The organism is Lysobacter sp. Hz25 (assembly GCF_046097045.1).
Taxonomy (GTDB): domain Bacteria; phylum Pseudomonadota; class Gammaproteobacteria; order Xanthomonadales; family Xanthomonadaceae; genus Lysobacter; species Lysobacter antibioticus_B.
Map to the genome: position 1 here is coordinate 2,217,145 of NZ_CP175666.1, position 20,349 is coordinate 2,237,493.

At 66.8% G+C, this 20,349-nt stretch carries 18 protein-coding genes and 1 pseudogene; 4 read left to right on the forward strand and 15 right to left on the reverse strand.

Features of this window, described 5'->3' with window-relative positions; translation table 11 throughout:
- Window positions 1–26 precede the first annotated feature (26 nt).
- From ACKN61_RS09440 to ACKN61_RS09510, 15 genes are all read right to left on the reverse strand, one after another.
- Window positions 27–692: a DoxX family protein gene (locus ACKN61_RS09440; RefSeq protein WP_408953259.1), complete on the reverse strand. Its 666-nt coding sequence runs from the start codon at window positions 690–692 to the stop codon at window positions 27–29.
- A 60-nt stretch (window positions 693–752) separates the two neighbouring features.
- On the reverse strand, window positions 753–1,529 hold the full coding sequence (locus ACKN61_RS09445; RefSeq protein WP_408953260.1) for a DUF2063 domain-containing protein: 777 nt from the start codon (window positions 1,527–1,529) through the stop codon (window positions 753–755).
- A 14-nt stretch (window positions 1,530–1,543) separates the two neighbouring features.
- Complete coding sequence (locus ACKN61_RS09450) at window positions 1,544–2,416, reverse strand: DUF692 domain-containing protein (RefSeq protein ID WP_408953261.1); 873 nt, start codon at window positions 2,414–2,416, stop codon at window positions 1,544–1,546.
- Window positions 2,417–2,435: 19 nt separating this feature from the next.
- Window positions 2,436–2,942: a hypothetical protein gene (locus ACKN61_RS09455; RefSeq protein ID WP_408953262.1), complete on the reverse strand. Its 507-nt coding sequence runs from the start codon at window positions 2,940–2,942 to the stop codon at window positions 2,436–2,438.
- A 161-nt stretch (window positions 2,943–3,103) separates the two neighbouring features.
- Window positions 3,104–3,619: an RNA polymerase sigma factor gene (locus ACKN61_RS09460; protein WP_408953263.1), complete on the reverse strand. Its 516-nt coding sequence runs from the start codon at window positions 3,617–3,619 to the stop codon at window positions 3,104–3,106.
- Between the two features lie 310 nt (window positions 3,620–3,929).
- Window positions 3,930–4,640, reverse strand: coding sequence for a phosphate signaling complex protein PhoU (phoU, locus tag ACKN61_RS09465; RefSeq protein ID WP_408953264.1), 711 nt, complete (start codon window positions 4,638–4,640; stop codon window positions 3,930–3,932).
- 154 nt (window positions 4,641–4,794) lie between these two features.
- Window positions 4,795–5,610, reverse strand: a complete 816-nt coding sequence (pstB, locus tag ACKN61_RS09470; protein ID WP_408953265.1) for a phosphate ABC transporter ATP-binding protein PstB — start codon at window positions 5,608–5,610, stop codon at window positions 4,795–4,797.
- A gap of 34 nt (window positions 5,611–5,644) precedes the next feature.
- Complete coding sequence (pstA, locus tag ACKN61_RS09475; protein ID WP_408953266.1) at window positions 5,645–6,550, reverse strand: phosphate ABC transporter permease PstA; 906 nt, start codon at window positions 6,548–6,550, stop codon at window positions 5,645–5,647.
- Window positions 6,550–7,521: a phosphate ABC transporter permease subunit PstC gene (gene pstC / locus ACKN61_RS09480; RefSeq protein ID WP_031370472.1), complete on the reverse strand. Its 972-nt coding sequence runs from the start codon at window positions 7,519–7,521 to the stop codon at window positions 6,550–6,552. The genes pstA and pstC overlap by 1 nt, the downstream gene beginning before the upstream one ends.
- A 310-nt stretch (window positions 7,522–7,831) precedes the next feature.
- A complete protein-coding gene (gene pstS, locus ACKN61_RS09485; RefSeq protein WP_408953267.1) occupies window positions 7,832–8,917 on the reverse strand; it encodes a phosphate ABC transporter substrate-binding protein PstS in 1,086 nt (361 codons plus the stop codon).
- A gap of 848 nt (window positions 8,918–9,765) precedes the next feature.
- Window positions 9,766–10,785, reverse strand: a complete 1,020-nt coding sequence (pstS, locus tag ACKN61_RS09490; RefSeq protein ID WP_408953268.1) for a phosphate ABC transporter substrate-binding protein PstS — start codon at window positions 10,783–10,785, stop codon at window positions 9,766–9,768.
- Window positions 10,786–11,002: 217 nt separating this feature from the next.
- Window positions 11,003–12,277 carry an OprO/OprP family phosphate-selective porin gene (locus ACKN61_RS09495; RefSeq protein WP_408953269.1) on the reverse strand — a complete coding sequence of 425 codons (1,275 nt, stop codon included), beginning with the start codon at window positions 12,275–12,277 and terminating at the stop codon, window positions 11,003–11,005.
- A 145-nt stretch (window positions 12,278–12,422) separates the two neighbouring features.
- Window positions 12,423–13,055: an endonuclease III gene (gene nth / locus ACKN61_RS09500; RefSeq protein ID WP_408953783.1), complete on the reverse strand. Its 633-nt coding sequence runs from the start codon at window positions 13,053–13,055 to the stop codon at window positions 12,423–12,425.
- 257 nt (window positions 13,056–13,312) lie between these two features.
- Window positions 13,313–13,771 (reverse strand): hypothetical protein, encoded by a 459-nt coding sequence (locus ACKN61_RS09505; protein ID WP_408953270.1) that lies wholly within the window; start codon window positions 13,769–13,771, stop codon window positions 13,313–13,315.
- Complete coding sequence (locus tag ACKN61_RS09510; protein ID WP_408953271.1) at window positions 13,768–14,550, reverse strand: enoyl-CoA hydratase/isomerase family protein; 783 nt, start codon at window positions 14,548–14,550, stop codon at window positions 13,768–13,770. The genes ACKN61_RS09505 and ACKN61_RS09510 overlap by 4 nt, the downstream gene beginning before the upstream one ends.
- Before the next feature lie 236 nt (window positions 14,551–14,786).
- On the opposite strand from ACKN61_RS09510, the gene ACKN61_RS09515 reads away from it, so the two are divergent.
- The 4 genes and pseudogenes from ACKN61_RS09515 (at window position 14,787) to ACKN61_RS09530 (ending at window position 20,264) form a co-directional block, all read left to right on the forward strand.
- Entirely contained in the window at window positions 14,787–15,473 is a 687-nt protein-coding gene (locus tag ACKN61_RS09515) for an FKBP-type peptidyl-prolyl cis-trans isomerase N-terminal domain-containing protein (RefSeq protein WP_408953272.1), read from the forward strand.
- A gap of 172 nt (window positions 15,474–15,645) precedes the next feature.
- Window positions 15,646–16,508, forward strand: a pseudogene (locus ACKN61_RS09520) (NUDIX hydrolase).
- On the forward strand, window positions 16,505–17,356 hold the full coding sequence (locus ACKN61_RS09525; RefSeq protein WP_408953273.1) for a sulfurtransferase: 852 nt from the start codon (window positions 16,505–16,507) through the stop codon (window positions 17,354–17,356). Before ACKN61_RS09520 ends, ACKN61_RS09525 begins: the two are co-directional and overlap by 4 nt.
- 1,528 nt (window positions 17,357–18,884) lie before the next feature.
- On the forward strand, window positions 18,885–20,264 hold the full coding sequence (locus ACKN61_RS09530; protein WP_408953274.1) for a substrate-binding domain-containing protein: 1,380 nt from the start codon (window positions 18,885–18,887) through the stop codon (window positions 20,262–20,264).
- The last annotated feature ends 85 nt before the right edge of the window (window positions 20,265–20,349 follow it).

Sequence of the window (20,349 nt, forward strand, 5' to 3'; positions counted from 1 at the left end):
AATCGGTCGTTCCGGGGGCGCCGCTCCTACCTTTCGATGCGGCGCGAACGGGCCGCCGCAAACAGCAGCAGTGCCGCACCGAGCCCGGCCAGAGCCAGGCCCGGCGCCGGCAGCAGCATCGCCACGACCAGGCCGACCGGCAGCAGGACCAGGCCCCAGCCGGTCGGGTCGTCGCGCGGTGTCGGCGGGCACAGGGCGGCCGCGCGCGCGAGCAGGGCGTCGACGCTGAGGCGGCCGGCGCCGCCGAGGATCAGCGGCCACAGCATCACCAGGAACAGCAGCGGCAGTTTGTAGTTGCCGGCGCCGTTATCGGTGATGGCATAGCCCTGGACGAGCTGGGACAGGCCCATCCAGTCCTGCGGCCAGTGCACGGCGGCGATGGCGACCACGGTCAGCACGAACAGCGAGGCGGCGACCGCGCGCGTGCCCAGGCCGAGCAACAGGGCCAGGCCGCCGAGCAGCTCGAACCAGGTCGCCATGCCCCAGCTCACGTCCGCGGGCACACGGTCGAACGGAAACGGGAAATTCGCCATGACCGCGCCGAACCAGTTTTCGCCGTGCAGCTTTTCGCGCCCGGATTCGTAGAACTCCCAGGCCAGCACCAGGCGCAGGCCGAGCGGCGAGAGCCAGGCGCCCACGCCGGTGAGACGATCGCGCAGGGCGAGGCAGGTTGCGATACGGGGACGGGCCATGAGCTGCTCCAGTGGGGACTTGCGCCGATCGGCCGGCGCTTTCCACTAAAGAGGCGGCGCTCAGGCGGAAGGATTCGCCGTCGCGGTAAAAAAGATCACGCCGCTGGCGCGCATCTGCCGCAACAGGCCCTGGCCCGATTCGAGAAAGGCGGCGAGCTCGTCGCTGCCGGCTTCCTGCGCCAGCGCCTGCAATTGTTCGCGCGCGCTCAGTTCCGGCGTTTCGCCGATGCGTTCGATCAAGCGGAAGGCGAGCGGGCTCAACTCGGAGAAACGCACCTCGCCGTCGGCCTCGCGGCGCAGCAGCAACAGGGTCGGGGCCGGCGGCGGCTGTTCGGGCTGATGCTCCGGGCCAAGGCGATGCACCGGCCAGGCGTAGGCCAGCGGCCAGGCCAGCGGCGACAGCTGCGGCGCGTGTTCCAGCAGGTCGGCGTCGCCGATGCCGGCGTCGTCCTGCGGTGCCTGCGCTTCACTGAGCTGCAGCGCGAGTTCGACCCATTCGTAATGCGCCAGCTCCGCCAGGAAGGGCGGATCGCCGTCGTCGCGTTCGGGCAGATAGCGCAGGAATTCGCGGGCGATCTCGGCGAACAGCGGGGTGTGGCAGCGATGGTCGCGGTAGAAATCGCGCACCAGCGCGGTCCAGCGTCGCTCGCCGAGCAGCTTGCGGATGACCGGGAAATTGCTCGCCAGCAGGCCTTCGATGTTATTGAACAGCAGGTCGCGATAGATCCCGAGGCGACGGTCTTCGATGCCGGCGGGCGCCGGGCTGGTTGCCGGGTCGCGCAGGTGGCGGGTCAGCTCGAACTGCTGCGCGCGCAGTCGCGAAGGGGCGTCGCTCATGCTTGCGTTGTCGCTCATCGGGCGGCTTGGGCGCGCGCACCGGCCGCGGCGGTTTGCGGTGCGGCTTCGCGCAGCACCTGGCGGACGATGTCGAGCTCGTCGACGAGTTCCTCGTACGGCGGGAAATTGAAGTCGCGTTCGAGCAGGGTCGGGCGCGCGCCGAACAAACGGTAGGCGTCGCCGAGCAGCGACCAGACCTCGTGCTTGACCGGGGCGCCGTGGGTGTCGACCTTGAGGTCTTCGGCTTCGTCGTAATGGCCGGCGACGTGCAGGTAGGCGATGCGTTCGCCCGGCATCGCGGCGAGGAATTCGCGCGCGTCGTAGCGGTGGTTGATCGAATTGACGTAGATATTGTTGACGTCGAGCAACAGCTCGCAATCGGCCTCGGCAAGCACCGCGCGGGTGAACTCGATCTCGCTCATTTCCTGGTGCGGCGCGGCGTAGTAGGAGGCGTTCTCGACCGCGATGCGGCGGCCGACGATGTCCTGGGTGCGGCGGATGCGCGCGGCGACGTGGTGCACGGCTTCCTCGGTGAACGGGATCGGCAGCAGGTCGTAGAGATGGCCGTCGTCGCTGCAATAGCTCAGGTGCTCGCTGTAGCAGGCGACGCGGTGTTCGTCGAGAAAACGGCGGACGCGGATCAGGAAGGTCTCGTCGAGCGGTTCGGTGCCGCCCAGCGACAGCGACAAGCCGTGGCAGACCAGCGCGTGGCGCGAACTCAACTCGCGCAGCGCTTCGCCGTAGCGGCCGCCGATCCCGATCCAGTTCTCCGGCGCGCATTCGAGAAAATCGAAATCACCGGCCGCGGCGGACTGCAGCGGGCCCAGCAGGGCCCGCCGCAGGCCGAGGCCGACGGCATCCGGTTTCAGGGGACGCGAGCCGTCCATCGTCATCGATGCGCAGCGATCAGATCGAACCGCCGCACTTGCCTTCGCCGCACTTGCCCTCGGCGGCCTTCTTGGCCTTGGTGGCGGCCGGAGCGGTCGTGCCGGTAGCGGGCGCAGCAGCGGCCTTGCTGTCGCCACCGCACTTGCCTTCGCCGCATTTGCCCTCGCCGGCCTTCTTCTTGTCGGCGCCGCACTTGCCTTCACCGCATTTGCCTTCGCCGGCCTTCTTCTTGTCGGCACCGCACTTGCCTTCGCCACACTTGCCTTCGGCATGCTTCTTGTCGCCGCCGCAGCTGCCTTCCTTCGCCTTCTTGTCGGCGCCGCAGGTGCCTTCGGCGTGCTTGGCGGTGTCGGCGGCGGCCTTGGCGTCGGCGGCCTTCTCGGCGGCCGGCGGAGCCTGCTGGGCGCCGAGCAGATAGCCCTGCGAGAGATCGCTCATGGCGAACGCGGAAGCCGACAGGCTCAGGCCGCCGAGCAGGGTGGCGCCGATAGCGAGGGCGATGGGCTTCTTGATTTGCTTGGACATGGATGACTCCTACGTGGCGATGACGGCGGGAGGCCCGCCGGCGGGATGAACGGCCCAGTGTGCCGGGTTCCGTCTGGATGCGATGTGCAGCGGTATCGAAGTGAGGGGTTACGAATTCGGGGGCGGTTTAGCGATACGGGTGGAAGCGAGGCGGGGATGCGTCACGGAGCGAGATATTCGCGGGCCAGGACGCGGGCCCGGTGCAGGCGCGATTTCACCGCTTCGCGGCTGAGCCCGAGTTGATCGCCGATCTCGGCGATGGTCAGGCCCTCCAGGTCGCGCAACAGGACGACTTCGCGGTAATGCGCGGGCAGGGATTCGAGTGCGGCGGCGACATCGTGGCGCCATTCGCAGGGCTCGGGGGTGACCACCGGCAGGATTTCATCGGTGATGACGTCGCCGCTGAGCATACGCCGACCGCGCTTGAGGCGGTTGCACTCGCGTTTGACGATGCGGAAGGTCCAAGAGACGAAGCATTCGAGCACGCGCAGGTCGCGCAACTTGCGCGAGACGGTGATCAGGCTTTCCTGGACTGCGTCTTCGATATCGTTGATGACGCAGTGGTACTCGGCGTAGCGGCGCAAGTCCTGGCGCGAGCGCGTCAGCACGCGCTCCAGCGCGGCGCGGTCGCCGGATCGGGCGGCCGCCAAATCCCCGTTCGCCATCAGCAAGGTCATGCCCGGGTCTCCTCCGAGGTACGCAAAATACACCGCGGCACGGCGCTGCGGGTATGTACCAAGAGTTGGGAGCCGGGCCGAACGGTTCGCGATTGCGACGGCGTTGGCGGATTCGTTTAGAACGGATTCAGTCTGGAGCGGCTGTAACCGTTTGCAGGGCTGGAGAGGCCAGCCGACGGCGGCAAGCGGACTAGAGGTTCGGCCTGCCGGTCGGCCGACGGCGTCGGCCGCGTCCCGCGGTTTTGTTGCAACGCAGCGCGACGCGTCTGCGCGAATCCCGCTCCGGAGCCTGCCGGAGCGGGGAGCGAGGTCAGACCGCGCCGGTGGTGTTGGTGTCGTCGCGCTTCTCGCGCGGCGGCAACTGCTCTTCGCCCTTGACCAGGAACCAGACGTTCTCGGCGATGTTGGTGGCGTGGTCGCCGATACGCTCGATGTTCTTGGCCATGAACAGCAGATGGGTGCAGGCGGTGATGCTGCGCGCGTCTTCCATCATGTAGGTCAGCAGCTCGCGGAACAGGCCGGTATAGGCCGTGTCGACCTCGGCGTCGCGGGCGCGCACGCTTTGCGCCAGTTCGACGTCGTTGTCGCGGTAGGCCGTCAGCACGTCGCGCAGTTGCTTGACCGCGAGGGTGCCCAGCGCGTGCAGGCCGGCCACGTGCGGCAGCGGCGGCGACAGGTTCAGCGCGGTCGAACGCTTGGCGACGTTGGCGGCGTAGTCGCCGACGCGCTCGATGTCCGAGGCGATGCGGATCGCCGCCAGGATTTCGCGCAGGTCGCGCGCCATCGGCCCGCGCAACGCCAGCTTCATGACGTCGTGGCTGATTTCCTGTTCGAGCGCGTCGATCGCCTCGTCGTTGGCGATGATGCGCTCGGCGGCCTTGTCGTCGCGGCGCTGGACCACGTCGAGCGCGGCTTCGAGCTGGGACGCGGCCATCTCGCCCATGCGCAGGGTTTCGTCGAGCAGGCGGCGCTGCTCGTCGTCGTAGCTCTTGACGATGTGGTCGTGCATTTGGGTGCTCATTTAGGTGTGTCCGAGTCTCGCTCGTGTTGTTGCTGGGCCGACGATGCCATCCCTGGCGGGACAGCGCATCTCCGGACGGTCCGGCCCGGCCATCCATGGCCGGGCGTTCGGCGCCGCAGCCTGTGCCGATAGGGCACAGGCTGAGCGCGGCGCCTTACCCGAAGCGGCCCGTGATGTAATCCTCGGTCTGCTGCTTGGTCGGCTTGGAGAAAATCTGTTCGGTCGGGCCGTGCTCGATCAGGTCGCCCAGGTACATGAAGGCGGTGAAATCGGACACGCGCGCGGCCTGCTGCATGTTGTGGGTCACGATCGCGATCGTGTAGTCCTTCTTGAGCTCTTCGACGAGCTGCTCGATGCGGCTGGTCGAGATCGGGTCCAGCGCCGAGGTCGGTTCGTCGAGCAGCAGCACCGACGGCTTCAACGCCACCGCGCGGGCGATGCACAGGCGCTGCTGCTGGCCGCCGGACAGGCCCAGGGCGCTCTGGCCCAGCTTGTCCTTGACCTCGTCCCACAGCGCGCCCTGGCGCAGGGCCTGCTCGACGCGGTCGTTCATTTCCGACTTCGACAGCTTCTCGTGGTGGCGGATGCCGTAGGCCACGTTCTCGAAGATCGTCATCGGGAACGGCACCGGCTTCTGGAACACCATGCCGACCTTGCTGCGCAGGCGGTTCATCGGGTACTTCGGGTCGAGGATGTTCTCGCCGTCGAGCAGCACTTCGCCGCGCGCTTCCAGCTTCGGGTACAGCGCGTAGATGCGGTTGAAGATGCGCAGCAGGGTCGATTTGCCGCAACCCGAGGGGCCGATCAGCGCGGTGACCTGCTTCTCGGGGATCTCCAGGTCGATCGACTTCAGCGCGTGGAACTTGTCGTAGTAGAAGTTCAGGCCGCGCGCGGCGAGTTTGACCGGCGAAGCGCCGACCACGGCCGCGGCGCGGTCCGGGGTGGCGACGGAAAGGCGTGCATCGTTCATGGCCGGGGTCCGGGCAACGGGTTGGTTCGAAAGATCAGTCATTGGAGATCCGATTGCGCAACACGAGGGCGCGGGCGAGCAGGCTGACGACCAGGACGAAGAAAGTGAGCACCAGGGCGCCGGCCCAGGCGAGGGTCTGCCAGGTTTCGTAGGGGCTGCCGGCGAACTGGTTCATCACCACCGGCACGCTGGCCATCGGCTGCAGCACGTTGTGGCTCCAGTACTGGTTGCCGAAAGCGGTGAACAGCAGCGGCGCGGTTTCGCCGGAAATACGCGCCAGGGCGAGCAGGACGCCGGTGACGATGCCGGCCGAAGCGCTGCGGTACAGCACCTGCACGATCACCTTCCACTGCGGCACGCCGAGCGACAGCGCGGCCTCGCGCATCTGCGAAGGCACCAGGCGCAGCATTTCGTCGGTGGTGCGTACCACCACCGGCAGCACGATGAAGGCCAGCGAGATCGCACCGGCCAAGGCCGAGAAATTGCCGCCGCTCTGCATCACCACCAGGGTGTAGACGAACAGGCCGAGCACGATCGACGGCGCCGACAACAAGATGTCGTTGACGAAGCGCACCACGGTGCCGATCTTACGGCCGGCGCCGTACTCGGCCAGCCAGGTGCCGGCGGCGATGCCGAGCGGCGTGCCCAGCACGATCGCGATCAGGCACATCACCGCGCTGCCGAAGAAGGCGTTGAGCAAGCCGCCTTCCTGCATCGGCGGCGGCGTGTTCTGGGTGAACAGCGCGAGGTTGATGCCGCCCAGGCCCTTGGCGAGCAGGGTGTAGAGAATCCAGCCGAGGAAGAACAGGCCGAACGCGGCGGCCGCGCAGGCCATCAGCACCGCGATCGCGTTGAACACGCGGCGACGGCCGTACAGCGAATCGGCGACGCGGTGGCGGCGCTGCAGTTCGGCGTCGATGGGAGCGGGAGTCGCGTTCATCAGTTGCCCTCCTTGCGCGAAAGTTGCATCAGCATCAGCCGTGCGGCGGCGAGCACGAAGAAGGTCACGATGAACAGCACGAAGCCGAGCAGCAGCAGGGCCGAGCGATAGGTCTCGGTGGCTTCGCCGAAGTCGTTGGCGATCAGCGCGGCGATGGTCGTGCCGGGTTCGAGCAACGAAGCCGAGAAGTTGACCGAGTTGCCGATCACGAAGGCCACCGCCATGGTTTCGCCGAGGGCGCGGCCGAGGCCGAGGAAGACGCCGCCGATCACCGCCGAGCGGGTGTAGGGCAGGACGATGTCCCAGCTGACTTCCCACTTGGTCGAGCCCAGCGCGTAGGCCGACTCCTTGAGACGGGTCGGCACGGTCAGGAACACTTCGCGCATCACCGAGGAAATGAACGGGATCACCATGATCGCCAGGACGATGCCGGCGGTGAGCATGCCGATGCCGAGCGGGGGGCCCTGGAACAGCTTGCCGATCACCGGCCAGGTGCCGACGTTGTCGTTGAGCCAGGGCGTGACGTGCTCGGTCATCACCGGCACCAGCACGAACAGGCCCCACATGCCGTAGATGATCGAGGGGATGCCCGCGAGCAGCTCGATGGCGGTGCCGATCGGGCCACGCGCCCAGCGCGGTGCGACTTCGGTCAGAAAGAAGGCGATGCCGAAGCTCACCGGCACTGCGATCACCATCGCGATCAGCGCGGTGACGATGGTGCCGTAGATCGGAACGAGCGCGCCGTACTGGTCCTCGACCGGGTTCCATTCGGCGGTGATGAAGAAATCGAGACCTTCCTTGGCCAGCACGTGGCGGCCGCCCCAGAGCATCGACAAGGCGGCGCTGGCGAGAGCGAACAGAACGAAGATGACGGTGGCGGTGAGCACATAACGAAACAGACGGTCGTTGCGCGCATCTTTGCCATCGCGGCTGGAAATACCGGATCGGGCGGGTAGGGCGGTCGCGTTCATTGCGAAGGGAGGTCCGTCGTGGCAGTGCGTTGCATCGGGAGCGTGCGGGGCTGTGGCGGATGCGGGGTGCTGATCGGGCGTGGTGCGGGTGCTGCAGTAGCCGTTGCTATAGAGATGTAGATATATGCGGTAGTGCGGGTGCGATGGGATCGCAGCTTCGGTGGCTGCGACCTTTCCTGCTCGTCATCCCCGCGCAGGCGGGGATCCACCGGACTTTCGTGCGAGAACGCCTGAGGTCTCCGGATCCCCGCCTTCGCGGAGATGACCCATAGGCAATGCCGCGCTCGCTATGCGGACGCGGGCTAATGGGTCACTTGAACTCGGCGGCCCAGTAGGCTTCGATCTGCTTGACCAGTTCCGGCGGCAGCGGCACGTAGTCCAGGCCCTGCGCCTGCGACTGGCCGTTCTCGAAGGCCCACTTGAAGAACGCGCGGGTGTCGGCGCTGCGCTTGGCGTCCTTGGGCTGCTTGTACATCAGGATGAAATTGGTCGCGGTGATCGGCCAGGACTGCGCGCCGCCGGCATTGGTGATGACCAGGTTGAAGTCTTTCGCGCTGGCCCAGTCGGCGGTCGAGGCCGCGGCCTGGAAGGCCTCGGCGCTCGGCTGGACGAAGTTGCCCGCGGCGTTCTGCAACTGCGTGTGCGCCATCTTGTTCTGCAGCGCGTAGGCCAGTTCGACGTAGCCGATCGAACCCTTGATCTGCTTCACGTACGAAGCCACGCCTTCGTTGCCCTTGCCGCCCACGCCGCCGGGCCACTGCACCGAGGTGCCTTCGCCGACCTTGCTCTGCCAGGCCGGGCTGACCTTGGACAGGTAGTTGGAGAAATTGAAGGTGGTGCCCGAACCGTCGGAACGGTGGACGATGTTGATCTTCAGGTCGGGCAGGGCGACGCCCGGGTTGACCGCGGCGATCGCCGCGTCGTTCCACTTGCCGACGTTGCCGAGGAAGATGTCGGCGAGCAACGGGCCGGTCAGGCGCAGCTTGCCGGCTTCGATGCCTTCGACGTTGACCACCGGCACCACGCCGCCGATCGCCGAGGGGAACTGGCCGAGGCCGGCGGCGGCGAGCTCTTCGCTCGGCAGCGGCTTGTCGGACGAGCCGAAATCGACCGTGCCGGCCTTGATCTGGGCGATGCCGCCGCCGGAACCGATCGACTGGTAATTGACCTTGGCGCCGGTGGCCTTGTGGTAGTCGTCCGACCACTTCGACAACAGCGGGAAGATGAAGGTCGCGCCGGCGCCGGTGATCTGCGCGGCGACCTGGTCGCCCGCGGGCGTAGCGGCTTGGGTCTTGCCGTCGGCGGCCGGGGCCGGCGTCTGGCTGCCCGAGCATGCGGCGGCGATGAGGGTAATGGCGAGAGAGAGGACGGCAATGCGGGCCGGCGACGATTTCATGTGCTGCTCCATGAAAGAAGGCCGGCGAGGGCGCCGGCTCGGATGGCGCCATTTGATGATCTTTTTGTTACACGGCTATGACATGGGTTCGTAATGAATCTGTAGCGAAAGGGCGGGGTAGGTGTTGAAAGTCGCGGTTTGCGGGGCTGGAGCTGCTGTTTGGCGGTAACAAACCGTCCCAGGCACGGTTTCCGGCTCGACTGCGGCACGGGCGATCTGGGGGCCCGGGCCGGGGTGAAGTGGGCGGCCGGCCATCAATCCGCGCAGGCGGACTCGGCCTGCTCGGCGGACCTGAATATCCGGGGCCCATTCAGGAACTGCGCTGAAGTCTTCCCGACCAAGCCGACCCCGTCTGGAAGAGACGTCGCGTTCTTTCCTGCCGTCGTCCCGCGGAGGCCGGAACCCAGGGCTTCACCGAGGCATGGCTCTGAAGTCTCTGGATCCCCGCCTCCGCGGGGATGACGGCTGGAAAGGGGCGGGACTCCATTTACCTCTCGTCGTTCCCGCGAAGGCGGGAACCCTGGGCTTCACCGAGGCATGGCTCTGAAGTCTCTGGATCCCCGCCTCCGCGGGGATGACGGCTGGAAAGGGGCGGGACTCCATTTACCTCTCGTCGTTCCCGCGGAGGCGGGAACCCTGGGCTTCATCCAGACTGGATGCTGAAGTCTCCCGATCCCGATCCCGATCCCGACTCCCGATCCCGACTCCCGATCCCGACTCCCGACTCCCGATTCCGACTCCCGATTCCCGATTCCCGATTCCGCGCCCAAAACAAAACGGGCCCGAAGGCCCGTTTCGTCCGATCTCCCCAATCTGAAGGATCCCCCCGGATCCGACGATCGGTCGGATCAGTAGTTCATGTTCGTCGTCCAGTAGGTCTCGATCTGCTTGACCAGCGCGTCCGGCAGCGGCACGTAGTCGAGCGTCTTGGCCTGCTGGTCGCCGTTGGCGTAGACCCAGCGGAAGAATTCCTTGGCGTTCTTGGCGCCGGCGGCGTTCTTGGGCTGCTTGTACATCAGGATGAAGTTGGTCGCGGTGATCGGCCAGGAGTTCTCGCCCGGCGCGTTGGTCATGACCAGGTAGAAGTCCTTGGCGTCGGCCCAGTTGGCGCTGGCGGCGGCGGCCGAGAAGGTCTCGTCGGTCGGCAGCACGAAGTTGCCGTCGGCGTTCTTCAGGCGCGAATACGCCATCTTGTTCTGCAGCGCGTACGACAGCTCGACATAGCCGATGCCGCCCTGGATCTGCTTGACGTAGGCGGCCACGCCTTCGTTGCCCTTGCCGCCGATACCGGTCGGCCACTTGACCGCGGTGCCTTCGCCGACCGAGCTCTTCCAATCGCCGCTGACCTTGGACAGGTAGTTGACGAAGTTGAAGGTGGTGCCCGAACCGTCGGAACGGTGGACGACGGTGATCTTCTTCGCGGGCAGCTTCAGGCCGCCGTTGAGGGCGACGATCGCCGGGTCGTTCCACATGCTGATCTTGCCGAGGAAGATGCCGGCCAGGGTCGCGCCGTCGAGCTTCATCGCGCCCGAGGCCACGCCCGGCACGTTGATCACCGGCACCACGCCGCCGATCACCGACGGGAACTGGGCCAGGCCGAACTTGGCGAGCTCTTCGGGCTTGAGCGGGGCGTCGGAGGAACCGAAGTCGACCGTCGCGGCCTTGATCTGGGCGATGCCGCCGCCGGAGCCGATCGACTGGTAGTTCACTTTCTTGCTGGTCGACTTGGCGTAGTCGGCCGACCACTTCGACATCACGGGATACACGAACGACGCGCCCGCGCCGGTGACGTCGGCGGCCTGGACGTTGACGGCGAACGCGGTCGCGAGGGCGAGTGCGGTCAGGCGGAAGGACAGAGACTTGAACACGGTGAGCTCCTGAAGAGAGACGGCTGGCACGGATCCGTTGCGGCGAATTTCATAACGGTTCGATGACAGTCACGAGGCGAAAACATGACAGGGACGTGACACCCCTTTCTTTCCGACGCACGGTGCGCGCAAAAGAAGGGCGCGGCCTAGGCCGCGCCCGTAACGATCGTTGCCGATCGAGGGGGAGAGATGTCCGATCGGAGCGGTAAGCCGCGGCTTACCAGTAGAACTGCACGCGCGCCGAGATCACGTTCGGGCTGTCGTCGACGACGCGGTTGAAGGTGCGGTTGTTGTAGGCCGCGGTCTGCGAGTAGGTGGCGCTGGTCTTGCCGATGTAGCGCGAGCTGTCGACGATCGAGTAGTCGAGCATGAACTTGAAGTTCGAGCGCCAGTACCAGTTCACGCCGACCGTCCAGGCGTCCATTTCGCCGCCGAGCACGCCGTCGACGATCGGAGCGGCGGTCGGGGTCGCGCCCGGGCGCAGCGAGCCGTCGTTGAGGTCGACCTTGTCGTAACGCACGCCGACCTGCCACATGCCGCTGGCGGGTTCGTCGGGCAGCGGGGTGGACGGCACGCCGCCCTTGTAGCCCCAGGTCTCGCCGGTGATGTTCCACACGCCGCTGACGTAGAAGCTGTCGCCGGTGAACTTCTTGCCCGGCTGGGCGATGGAGCGGGTGGCGTAGCGGTCGAATTCCGAACGCATGTACTCGGCCTGGACCTTGACCGGGCCATGCACCCACATCGCTTCGGCGCCGATGGTGTTCTGGCGGTCGACGTTGAGCATGTTGCCGGTATCGACCAGGCGGCCGGCGGCGAGGTCGGCCTGCGGACGGGTGCGGATGCGCGCGGTGTCGGCGTCGGCGTCGAGATCGACGTAGGACAGGCCGAAGTGCAGGATGTTGCCCTTGTCGTTGATCGGCGCGAAGGTGCCACGCAGGCCGAAGCCCGAGCCGTGGGCGAGGTTGCGGGTCAGCTCGCGGCCGAAGTAGCTCGCGGTCAGGCTCCAGTCGTTGGTGCCGTAGCTGTAGGCGGCGCCGAGACGACGCGCCACGCCGAAGGTGTTGGTCACCATCGCCTTGGAGATGAAGTCGTTGTTCTTGGTCGAAGACAGCTCTTCCAGGCTGTTCGGCTGCTTGTACTGGCCGACCTGGATGTAGTGGTTGGCGTTGCCGCCGAGCTTGTACTTCAGGTTGACGTCGAGGAACTTGTCGGCCTTGGCGTCGTAGCCGGCGACCCACTCGATGTTGCCCGGGCCCTTGCCCTTGAGCACCAGCTCGGCGCGGCGCAGCTCGTTGTCGTTGTCCTTGCCGTCCGGCACGTCGGCGTTGAGGTTGAGGACGTCGCTGTTGAAATCGTTGTAATCCGCCTGCAGCAGACCTTCGAAGGTGACTTCCGAGTCGCCGATGACGTCGAGTGCGATTTCGGCGTGCGCGGCGGGCGCTGCGAGAGCGGCGAACAACGCGACGGCAAGGGTGTTGCGGGAGAGTTTCATGGTCTAGCCCTGAGGCGTGGAGTGATGGCGCGCAGGCTAGAGTGTGAAAGTTGCGTAAATGTGACAGATCTGACTTATTTCGCAGGCATGACGCTGCGATGACGCTCGCGCAAGCGCGGCGCGCCGATTGGATTCTCTTTTTAAATCAAGCCGCTACAGGCTCGGGTTCGCCCGGCGTTTTGTCCGGGAAGCGGCACAGATCACGGATCGCGCAGTGCGGGCAATCGGGCTTGCGTGCCTTGCAAACGTAACGTCCGTGCAGGATCAACCAGTGATGCGCGTCGTGCAGATAGTGCGCGGGCACCGCCTTGAGCAGGCCGTCCTCGACCGCGCGCACGTCCTTGCCGGGCGCCAGGCCGGTGCGGTTGGAGACGCGGAAGATATGGGTGTCCACCGCCATGGTCGGTTCGCCGAAGGCCGTGTTGAGCACGACGTTGGCGGTCTTGCGGCCGACCCCGGGCAGGGCTTCGAGGGCGGCGCGGTCGTGCGGCACCTCGCCGCCATGCAGATCGATGAGCTGTTGCGACAAGGCGATCACGTTCGCGGCCTTGGTGTTGAACAGGCCGATCGTGGCGATGTAGGGCTTGAGCCCGTCGACGCCGAGCGCGGCGATCGCCTGCGGCGTGTTGGCGACCGGGAACAACTTGCGCATCGCCTTGTTGACGCCGACGTCGGTGGCCTGCGCGGACAGCACCACGGCGACCAGCAACTCGAACGGCGCGCTGTATTCGAGTTCGGTGGTCGGCTTCGGGTTCAGCGCCTGCAGGCGCGAGAACATTTCCTCGATCTCGGCCGGAGCGAGACGGGCGATGCGTTTTCCGGCCGGTTTCGCGGTCTTTCTTGCCGCCGGCTGGGTCGCAGCGGGCTTGCTTACGGCGCGCTTGCTTGCGGCGCGCTTCGCCGGAGATTTCGCAGCGGGTTTTGCGACGGTCTTCTTGGCGACTTTCTTGGTCGCCTGCTTGAGCGTCTTGCTGGCGGCGTTCCTGGCGGGCTGGGTGGCGGGCGGGGAGGTCTTGGCCATGCGGAGGGTCGGTCTCAGGTCGGTCCGCGCTGCGCGGCCTTGGCCTTGGCGCGGGCCAGGGCGGCCGCGGCGGCCGAAGGCAGGGCCGGGCGCTGCGTGGCGGGGGGAGCGGTGTCGGCGATCGTGTCGCCAACCGAATTATCGGCCGCGCTCGTGGGCGCAGGCGTCGCCGCGCGTTGCGCGGCGCGCTCGTCGGCGCGTCGCTGCAGGCGAACGTTACGTGCGCGGTAACGTTCGCGCGCCGCCAGGGCGCGCAGGCGCGCCTCGCGCGCGCTGCGCAGCGCCTGCGTGCAGGCGCCGGTGCAGTGGCGACAGACGATGCCGTCGCCGTCGTCGAAGTTCGCGCTCAACAAGCCGAGCGCGATCGCGGCATCCAGGTCGTCCTGCGCCAGCGCCGCGACGATCGCGTGCGCCGCCGCGCCGCGCGCATCGGCGCAGCCGCAGCGGCAGGGCGCGGACGTGCGCTCGCTCACGTTCCGGCGAAGGCGGGCTTGCGCCGTTCGAGGAAGGCGGTGGTGCCTTCGCGCATGTCGTCGGTCGCGAACATCAGGCCGAACTGCGCGGTTTCGTATTCCAAACCTTCTTCGATCCCGCATTCGCCGCCGACCGCGATGCAGTCGAGCACGCCGCGCAGCGCCAGCGGCGCGGCCGCGGCGAGCTGTTCGGCGAGCTTGAAGGTCTCGGCTTCGAGTTCGGCCGCCGGCACCACCCGATTGACGATGCCCAGCTCGCGCGCACGCGCGGCGTCGATCGGGGTGCCGACCAGACACAGCTCCAGGGTGGCGGCGCGGCCGGCCAGGCGCAGCAGGCGCTGGGTGCCGCCGAAGCCCGGGATCAGGCCGAGGTTGATCTCGGGCTGGCCGATCTTGGCGTTGTCGGAGGCGATGCGCAGATGGCAGCCCATCGCCAGTTCCAGGCCGCCACCGAGGGCGAAGCCGTTGATCATGCCGATGACGGGTTTGGGCATTTTCTCGATCCGGCGCATCAGTTTCTGCCCGCGCTGGGAGAAATCGCGGCCCTGGACCGGGGTCAGGGTGTTCATTTCCGAGATGTCGGCGCCGGCGACGAAGGCCTTGGGGCCGGCGCCGGTCAGGACCACGGCGCGCACGGACGGGTCGGCCGCGGCGGCCTCGAAGGCGGCTAGCAGGGCGTCCAGGGTCGCGGCATTGAGCGCGTTCAGCTTGTCGGGACGGTTGACGGTGATCTGGCGCACGGCGCCGCGATCGGCGATCAGCAGGGGCGATTCGGTCATGTGATGGCCGTAGGATTCCGGGGGAATGGGGAGCGGCAGGCAGGGAACTCCGGCCCTGCGTCGCGGTCTGATCCCCGGTCGTCAGTGGCGGTTAAGCGCTGCCGCCGGTATCCTAACTCGTCCTGTCGGGCACTTACGACCGACCCAGGGCTTCTACATCGGGGCATGATTGGACTATGCCCCTAGCCGATCGGGGCGACGCAGTCGCCCCGTGCCATTACCGGAGATTCCACCGAATGAAGTTGCGTTTGATTGCTGCCGCCGTTGCGGCCCTGGCACTGACCGCCGGCAACGCCGTCGCGCAGGACACTTCTTCCGAGAAGGGCAAGCTGAGCTATGCGCTCGGTTACGACCTCGGCCGCAACGCCGTCGAAAGCGGTGAGCAGGTCGATGTCAACACGATCGTCAAGGGTCTGCAGGACGGCTATGCCAAGAAGCAGCCGTCGGTGCCGGTCGACCAACTGCGCACTGCCGTGCAGAACATGCAGAAGCGCCAGCAGGACAAGGCCAAGGCCGAGTGGGACAAGGCCGCTGCCGAAAACAAGGGCAAGAGCGACACCTTCATCAACGGCAACAAGGCCAAGGCCGGCGTGAAGGCGCTGCCGAGCGGCGTGCAGTACCGCATCATCGACACCGGTACCGGCGCCAAGCCGACCCAGGCCAGCACCGTCGCCCTGGAAGTCGCCGGTCCGTTCCCGTGGGGCCAGCGTCCGGAGCAGGCGCGTCCGGCCAACTCGATTCCGTCGATCAAGGTCAGCGAAATCGAAATGGCGGCGATGCGCGAAGTGCTGCTGCAGATGCCGAGCGGTTCGAAGTGGGAAGTGACCCTGCCGGCCGACAAGGCCTACGGCGCCGACCCGCGTACGCCGTACCCGCCGAACGTCGCCGTGCAGTTCGAAATCAAGCTGGTCAGCGTCAAGTAAGACCTGCAACGCGTCACAGACTTGCGCCGGCTAGCCCGGCGCAAGTCGTTTCTGGAGCGGGGCGGCGCGTCGGGCGGTGTAAGGGCCGATGCGCGGTACCCGATGTTTCGCACGGCCTGCCGATCGCTTCGGTCGGGCTTTACGAGGTCGCCCCGCCAGGCACAATGGCGGCATGGCCTCGGTGGACGATATGACGACATTCCGCGCGGTGTTGAGTCCGTGCATCGGTGTCTGCCAACTCGGCGACGACGGCCTGTGCTCGGGCTGCCACCGCACCACGGCCGAAATCGCCCGTTGGTCGCAGATGAACGACGATGAGCGCCTGCGCCTGATGGAAGTAGTGCTGCCGCAGCGCGAGTCGAAGCTGCGGTGACCGCGCCTGCGCCAACGCCGGCCTTCCTGGGCGCCGACTTCCTCGACGGCGATTCGCGCGAACGCACCCGCCTGCTGGCGGCGCTGCATCCGCTCGATGCCGCGCCCGAAAGCGACGGCTGGAACCTCGACGACCTGACCGGGCTGTTGCCCGACGACGCCTTGCATGCGCAGGCCGCGGTGTTGGTCGGCCTGGTGCCGCGAGTCGAGGGCGTGCAGGTGCTGCTCACCCGCCGCACCGACGGCCTGCGCCAGCACGGCGGCCAGGTCAGCTTTCCCGGCGGCCGCATCGAGCCCGGCGATGCCGACGCAGTCGCGGCCGCCCTGCGCGAGACCGAAGAGGAAATCGGCGTGCCGGCCGCGTTGATCGCGCCGCTCGGTTTCCTCGACCCGCTGGTGACGATTACCGGCTTTCGCGTGTTGCCGCTGGTCGCGGTGATCGGCCCGGCCTACGTCGCCCGGCCCGACCCGAACGAAGTCGCCGAGGTGTTCGAAGTGCCGCTGGCCTTCCTGCTGGACCCCGACAACCTCACCACGCGCACCCTCGAGTACAAGGGCCGCGCCCGCCACGTGCTCGAATACCGCTATCCGAGCCAACGCATCTGGGGCGCGACCGCCTCGATGCTGTTGAACCTGCGGCAGCGATTGGAGACGACCCGATGAGCGACTGGACCACCCTGGTATCGGCCGAGGACCTCGCCGCGGCATTGGGCCGCGACGATCTGATCGTGGTCGACGCGCGCTTCGCTCTCAACGACAAGGCCGCGGGCGAAGCGGCCTATCGCCAGGCGCATGTGCCCGGCGCGCGTTACGCCCACCTCGACCGCGATCTGTCCGATCACCGCAAATCCGGCGGCGGCCGTCATCCCTGGCCCGAGGCCGACGATTTCACCGCCGCGCTCGGGCGCTGGGGCATCACCCCGCAACACCAGGTCGTGGTCTACGACAACGGCGATGGCGCCCTGGCCGCGGCGCGCCTGTGGTTCCTACTGCGCGTGCTCGGCCACCAGCGGGTGGCCGTGCTCGACGGCGGCTGGCAGCGCTGGACCGCGCTCGGCCTGCCGAGCGACGACCTCGTGCCGGCGCCGGCAGCGACCCGCTACGAAGCCAGCTATGACGCGCGTCGCGTGCTGGATGCGCAGGACGTGCGTTCCTTGCTGGATTCCGGCGGCCTGCTGATCGACGCGCGCGCCTGCGAGCGCTTCCGCGGCGAAGTCGAACCGCTCGACCGCGTCGCCGGCCACGTGCCCGGCGCGCGCAATCGCCCGTATGCGAACAACCTCGCCGATGGCCGCTTCAAGTCGAGCGAAACGCTCGCCGGCGAATTCGCCCCGTTGCTCGCGGGCCGCGCGCCGGCGCAGACCGCGGTGATGTGCGGCTCCGGCGTGACCGCCTGCCACCATCTGCTGGCGATGGCGCATGCCGGTTTCGACGGCGCGGCGTTGTATACCGGGTCGTGGAGCGGGTGGATCGAGGATCCGCAGCGGCCGGTGGCGGTTGGGGACGAGTGAGGCGAGGGACGCGCAGTCGTCACAGCCATCAATCGAAGCCACCAGCCGCCGTAGGAGCTCTCGTGTAGGAGCGGCGTGAGCCGCGACCGCGGAACGCGCAGAAGCAACAGCGCCGATGCCACGCATCGAAGCGGCGTGCTTCCGCAGGGGTAGGAGCGGCGCGAGCCGCGACCGCGCTGCAACGGCTTTGCGGCGTTTCGCTCAAGCAAGATCAAGATCAAACGCCAAAAGCTTCCGCCACTAAAGCGGCGGGTTACTTTCTTTTGTCAAAAGCGACAAAAGAAAGTAACCAAAGAAAAACGCTTTCTCTTTGAATCACAGGCCCGCACGAGCGGTGCATACGCGGGGATTTTTCATACGGGACATCCCTGTCCCGATGAAAAACGGCGCGCATCCTTGCGCGCCGCCCTCCGGGTCTTCGATTGCCTTCGCTAGTACGAATCGGCGCACGGCAACAGCAAAATCTTTCTGGCCACGGCCACGGCCACGGCCACGGCCACGGCCACGGCCACGGCGCGTAGCGGCTTGAGGGGTAGGAGCGGCGCAAGCCGCGACCGCGATGCTTCAGGTGCGCGTCGTCATTTCATGGCGGCGAGGAGAGCCTGCCAGCCGACTCTCGTATCGCCTTGATGAGCATAACTGCCATTCTGCGCAATTGCCTTTGCCTTTGCCTTTGCCTTTGCCCTTGCCCTTTGCCCTTTGCCCTTTGCCCCTTGCTCTTAGTCCTTGTGGTGCTTTCGCTTTGCCGCTTTCCCGGTCGACCGTAGACCCGGAGGGCGGCGCACAGGACGTGCGCCGTTTTTCGATAGGACAAGGATGTCCTATCGAAAAATCCCGGCGCGCGCATCGCACTCGTGGCCTGTGCTCTTGCAAGGAGAGCCCTTTTCTTTGGTTAGCTTTCTTTTGGGCTTAGCAAAAGAAAGTAACCCGGCCGCGTCAGCGGACGGAAGCTCTGCTCTTGCTCGAGGCTTTCTTACAAGCAAGATCAAACGATAAGAGCTTCCGCCACTAAAGCGGCGGGTTACTTTCTTTTGTCATAAGCAACAAAAGAAAGGTAACCAAAGAAAAATGCTTTTCTTTGAATCAAAGGTCCGCATGAGCGATGCCGACGCAGGGATTTTTCATACGGGACATCCATGTCCCGATGAAAAACGGCGCGCATCCTTGCGCGCCGCCCTCCGGGTCTTCGATTGCCTTCGCTAGTGCGACACGTCGCACAGCAACAACAGCAAAATCTTCACAACAACGACAACGGCGCGCAGCGGCTTTAGGAGGCGGCGTCCGACTGGATTTCCTGCGGCACAAGCCGCGACTGCGTAGCTACCGGTTGCGTCGCGATCCGCAAGCGCCTGCGCGCATCGCGGACATTGCCCCGCTTCTGCGACTCGCGGCTGCTTGCCGCACGCTTATTGCAGCTTGACGAAATAAGGGCATTCCACTTCGTCATTACTGTGCTTGCCGTCGCGTAATCGCAGCGTCACAGGCCGCACCCATCCTGCGCGCAGTTCGTACAGGGGGAGTGCGCGCCATGTCGCGTGCCGTTGTGTTGCCGTTCGTGTTGTTCTTGTTCGCATCGTTGTCCGCGATTGCGTTTCCCGCCCGTGCCCAGGACGCCGAACGCGTTCGTATCCACGGTTCTCAAACGCTCGGTCACGCGCTGGTGCCGAGCCTGGCCGAGGCCTGGCTGCGCGACATCGGCTACTCCGGTATTCGCACCCGCCGGCCGCGCCCGGCCTTGACCGAAATCCACGCCAGTCGCGATGGCCAGCCGCTGATCGTCGAGATCGCCGGCAGCGATTCGGCGCAGGGGTTCACCGATCTGGTCGAAGGCCAGGCGCAGATCGCGATGATGGCGCGACGGCCGAACGCAGCCGAACTCGATGCCGGTTGGCAGCTCGGCGATCTCGGTTCGCAGGACCAGGAGTTCGTGGTTGCGCTCGATGGCGTCGCGGTTGTGGTCAATCGCCGCAATCCGGTCGTGCGCCTCGATTTCGCCCAGTTGCGCCGGCTGTTCTCCGGGCAGTCGCGCCAATGGCGCGAGTTCGGCGGCAGTCAGGGCGAGGTGCGGCTGCATCTCGATCCCGGCGCCGGTGCGGTGCGCGACTTGATGAACGACCGGGTCATGCTCGGCACGGCGTTCGGCGAAGCACAGCGCCATCGCAATGCACGCGAATTGATCGCGGCCGTCGCGGCCGATCCCTTGGCGATCGGACTGATCCCGATCGGCGAGCACTACGGCGACGGCACCAAGCCGCTGGCGATCGCCGACGGCGGGCGCGCGATCGCGCCGACCCGCACCGAAGTGCTGAGCGAGGACTATCCCTTGAGCCGGCGCCTGTATCTGTACGGCGGCCAGATGATGGGCGCCTTGAGCCGCAGCTTCGCCTTGTATGCGATGACCCGCGCCGGTCAGCGCGCGGTCGCTCGCAGCGGCCATCTTGCGGTGACCCTGGTGCCGGGGCGCGAGCGGCCGGTGTCGGCCGGCCCGGCGGAGTATCGCGAACTGGTCGGCCGCGCGGTGCGTCTGCCGTTGAGCCTGCGCTTCAACTTCGGCGGGCCCGGCGAAAGCGGCGTCGCCGCGAACGTGTTCGACAGCCGTGCGGTGCGCGATCTGGATCGCCTGCGCAGCTTCATGGCGCTGCCGCCGAACCGCGGCCGGCGATTGTTGGTGGTCGGATTCGCCGACGCCAGCGCCGGTTCGACGATGGCGGCGATGATGATGAGCAACGACCGCGCCGACCTGGTCGCCCAGGAGTTGATGTCGCGCGGCCTGCGGGTCGAGCAGGCGCGCGGCATGGGCACGGCCCTGCCTCTGGCGGCTGCTCAGCCGGGCAGTGCGCGTAACCCGATCGCCCGCGATGCCGGTTCGCGCTATCGCAACGAGCGGGTCGAGGTGTGGCTGTTGTGATGCCGTAGGGGCTGCTTGATCGGCGCCGCCCGGCGCGGAGAGTCGCGGTTTCGGGTCGTTATGCGGTCGCGGCTTGCGCCGCTCC

Coding starts and splice junctions, on each gene's coding strand:
- ACKN61_RS09460 (WP_408953263.1), bottom strand. CDS start 3,619: ATGACCTTGCTGATGGCGAACGGGGATTTGGCGGCCGCCCGATCCGGC.
- ACKN61_RS09525 (WP_408953273.1), top strand. CDS start 16,505: ATGAGCGACTGGACCACCCTGGTATCGGCCGAGGACCTCGCCGCGGCA.
- phoU (WP_408953264.1), bottom strand. CDS start 4,640: ATGAGCACCCAAATGCACGACCACATCGTCAAGAGCTACGACGACGAG.
- pstS (WP_408953267.1), bottom strand. CDS start 8,917: ATGAAATCGTCGCCGGCCCGCATTGCCGTCCTCTCTCTCGCCATTACC.
- ACKN61_RS09515 (WP_408953272.1), top strand. CDS start 14,787: ATGAAGTTGCGTTTGATTGCTGCCGCCGTTGCGGCCCTGGCACTGACC.
- nth (WP_408953783.1), bottom strand. CDS start 13,055: ATGTTCTCGCGCCTGCAGGCGCTGAACCCGAAGCCGACCACCGAACTC.
- pstA (WP_408953266.1), bottom strand. CDS start 6,550: ATGAACGCGACTCCCGCTCCCATCGACGCCGAACTGCAGCGCCGCCAC.
- ACKN61_RS09445 (WP_408953260.1), bottom strand. CDS start 1,529: ATGAGCGACGCCCCTTCGCGACTGCGCGCGCAGCAGTTCGAGCTGACC.
- ACKN61_RS09510 (WP_408953271.1), bottom strand. CDS start 14,550: ATGACCGAATCGCCCCTGCTGATCGCCGATCGCGGCGCCGTGCGCCAG.
- pstB (WP_408953265.1), bottom strand. CDS start 5,610: ATGAACGATGCACGCCTTTCCGTCGCCACCCCGGACCGCGCCGCGGCC.
- ACKN61_RS09495 (WP_408953269.1), bottom strand. CDS start 12,277: ATGAAACTCTCCCGCAACACCCTTGCCGTCGCGTTGTTCGCCGCTCTC.
- ACKN61_RS09530 (WP_408953274.1), top strand. CDS start 18,885: ATGTCGCGTGCCGTTGTGTTGCCGTTCGTGTTGTTCTTGTTCGCATCG.
- ACKN61_RS09440 (WP_408953259.1), bottom strand. CDS start 692: ATGGCCCGTCCCCGTATCGCAACCTGCCTCGCCCTGCGCGATCGTCTC.
- ACKN61_RS09450 (WP_408953261.1), bottom strand. CDS start 2,416: ATGGACGGCTCGCGTCCCCTGAAACCGGATGCCGTCGGCCTCGGCCTG.
- ACKN61_RS09455 (WP_408953262.1), bottom strand. CDS start 2,942: ATGTCCAAGCAAATCAAGAAGCCCATCGCCCTCGCTATCGGCGCCACC.
- pstC (WP_031370472.1), bottom strand. CDS start 7,521: ATGAACGCGACCGCCCTACCCGCCCGATCCGGTATTTCCAGCCGCGAT.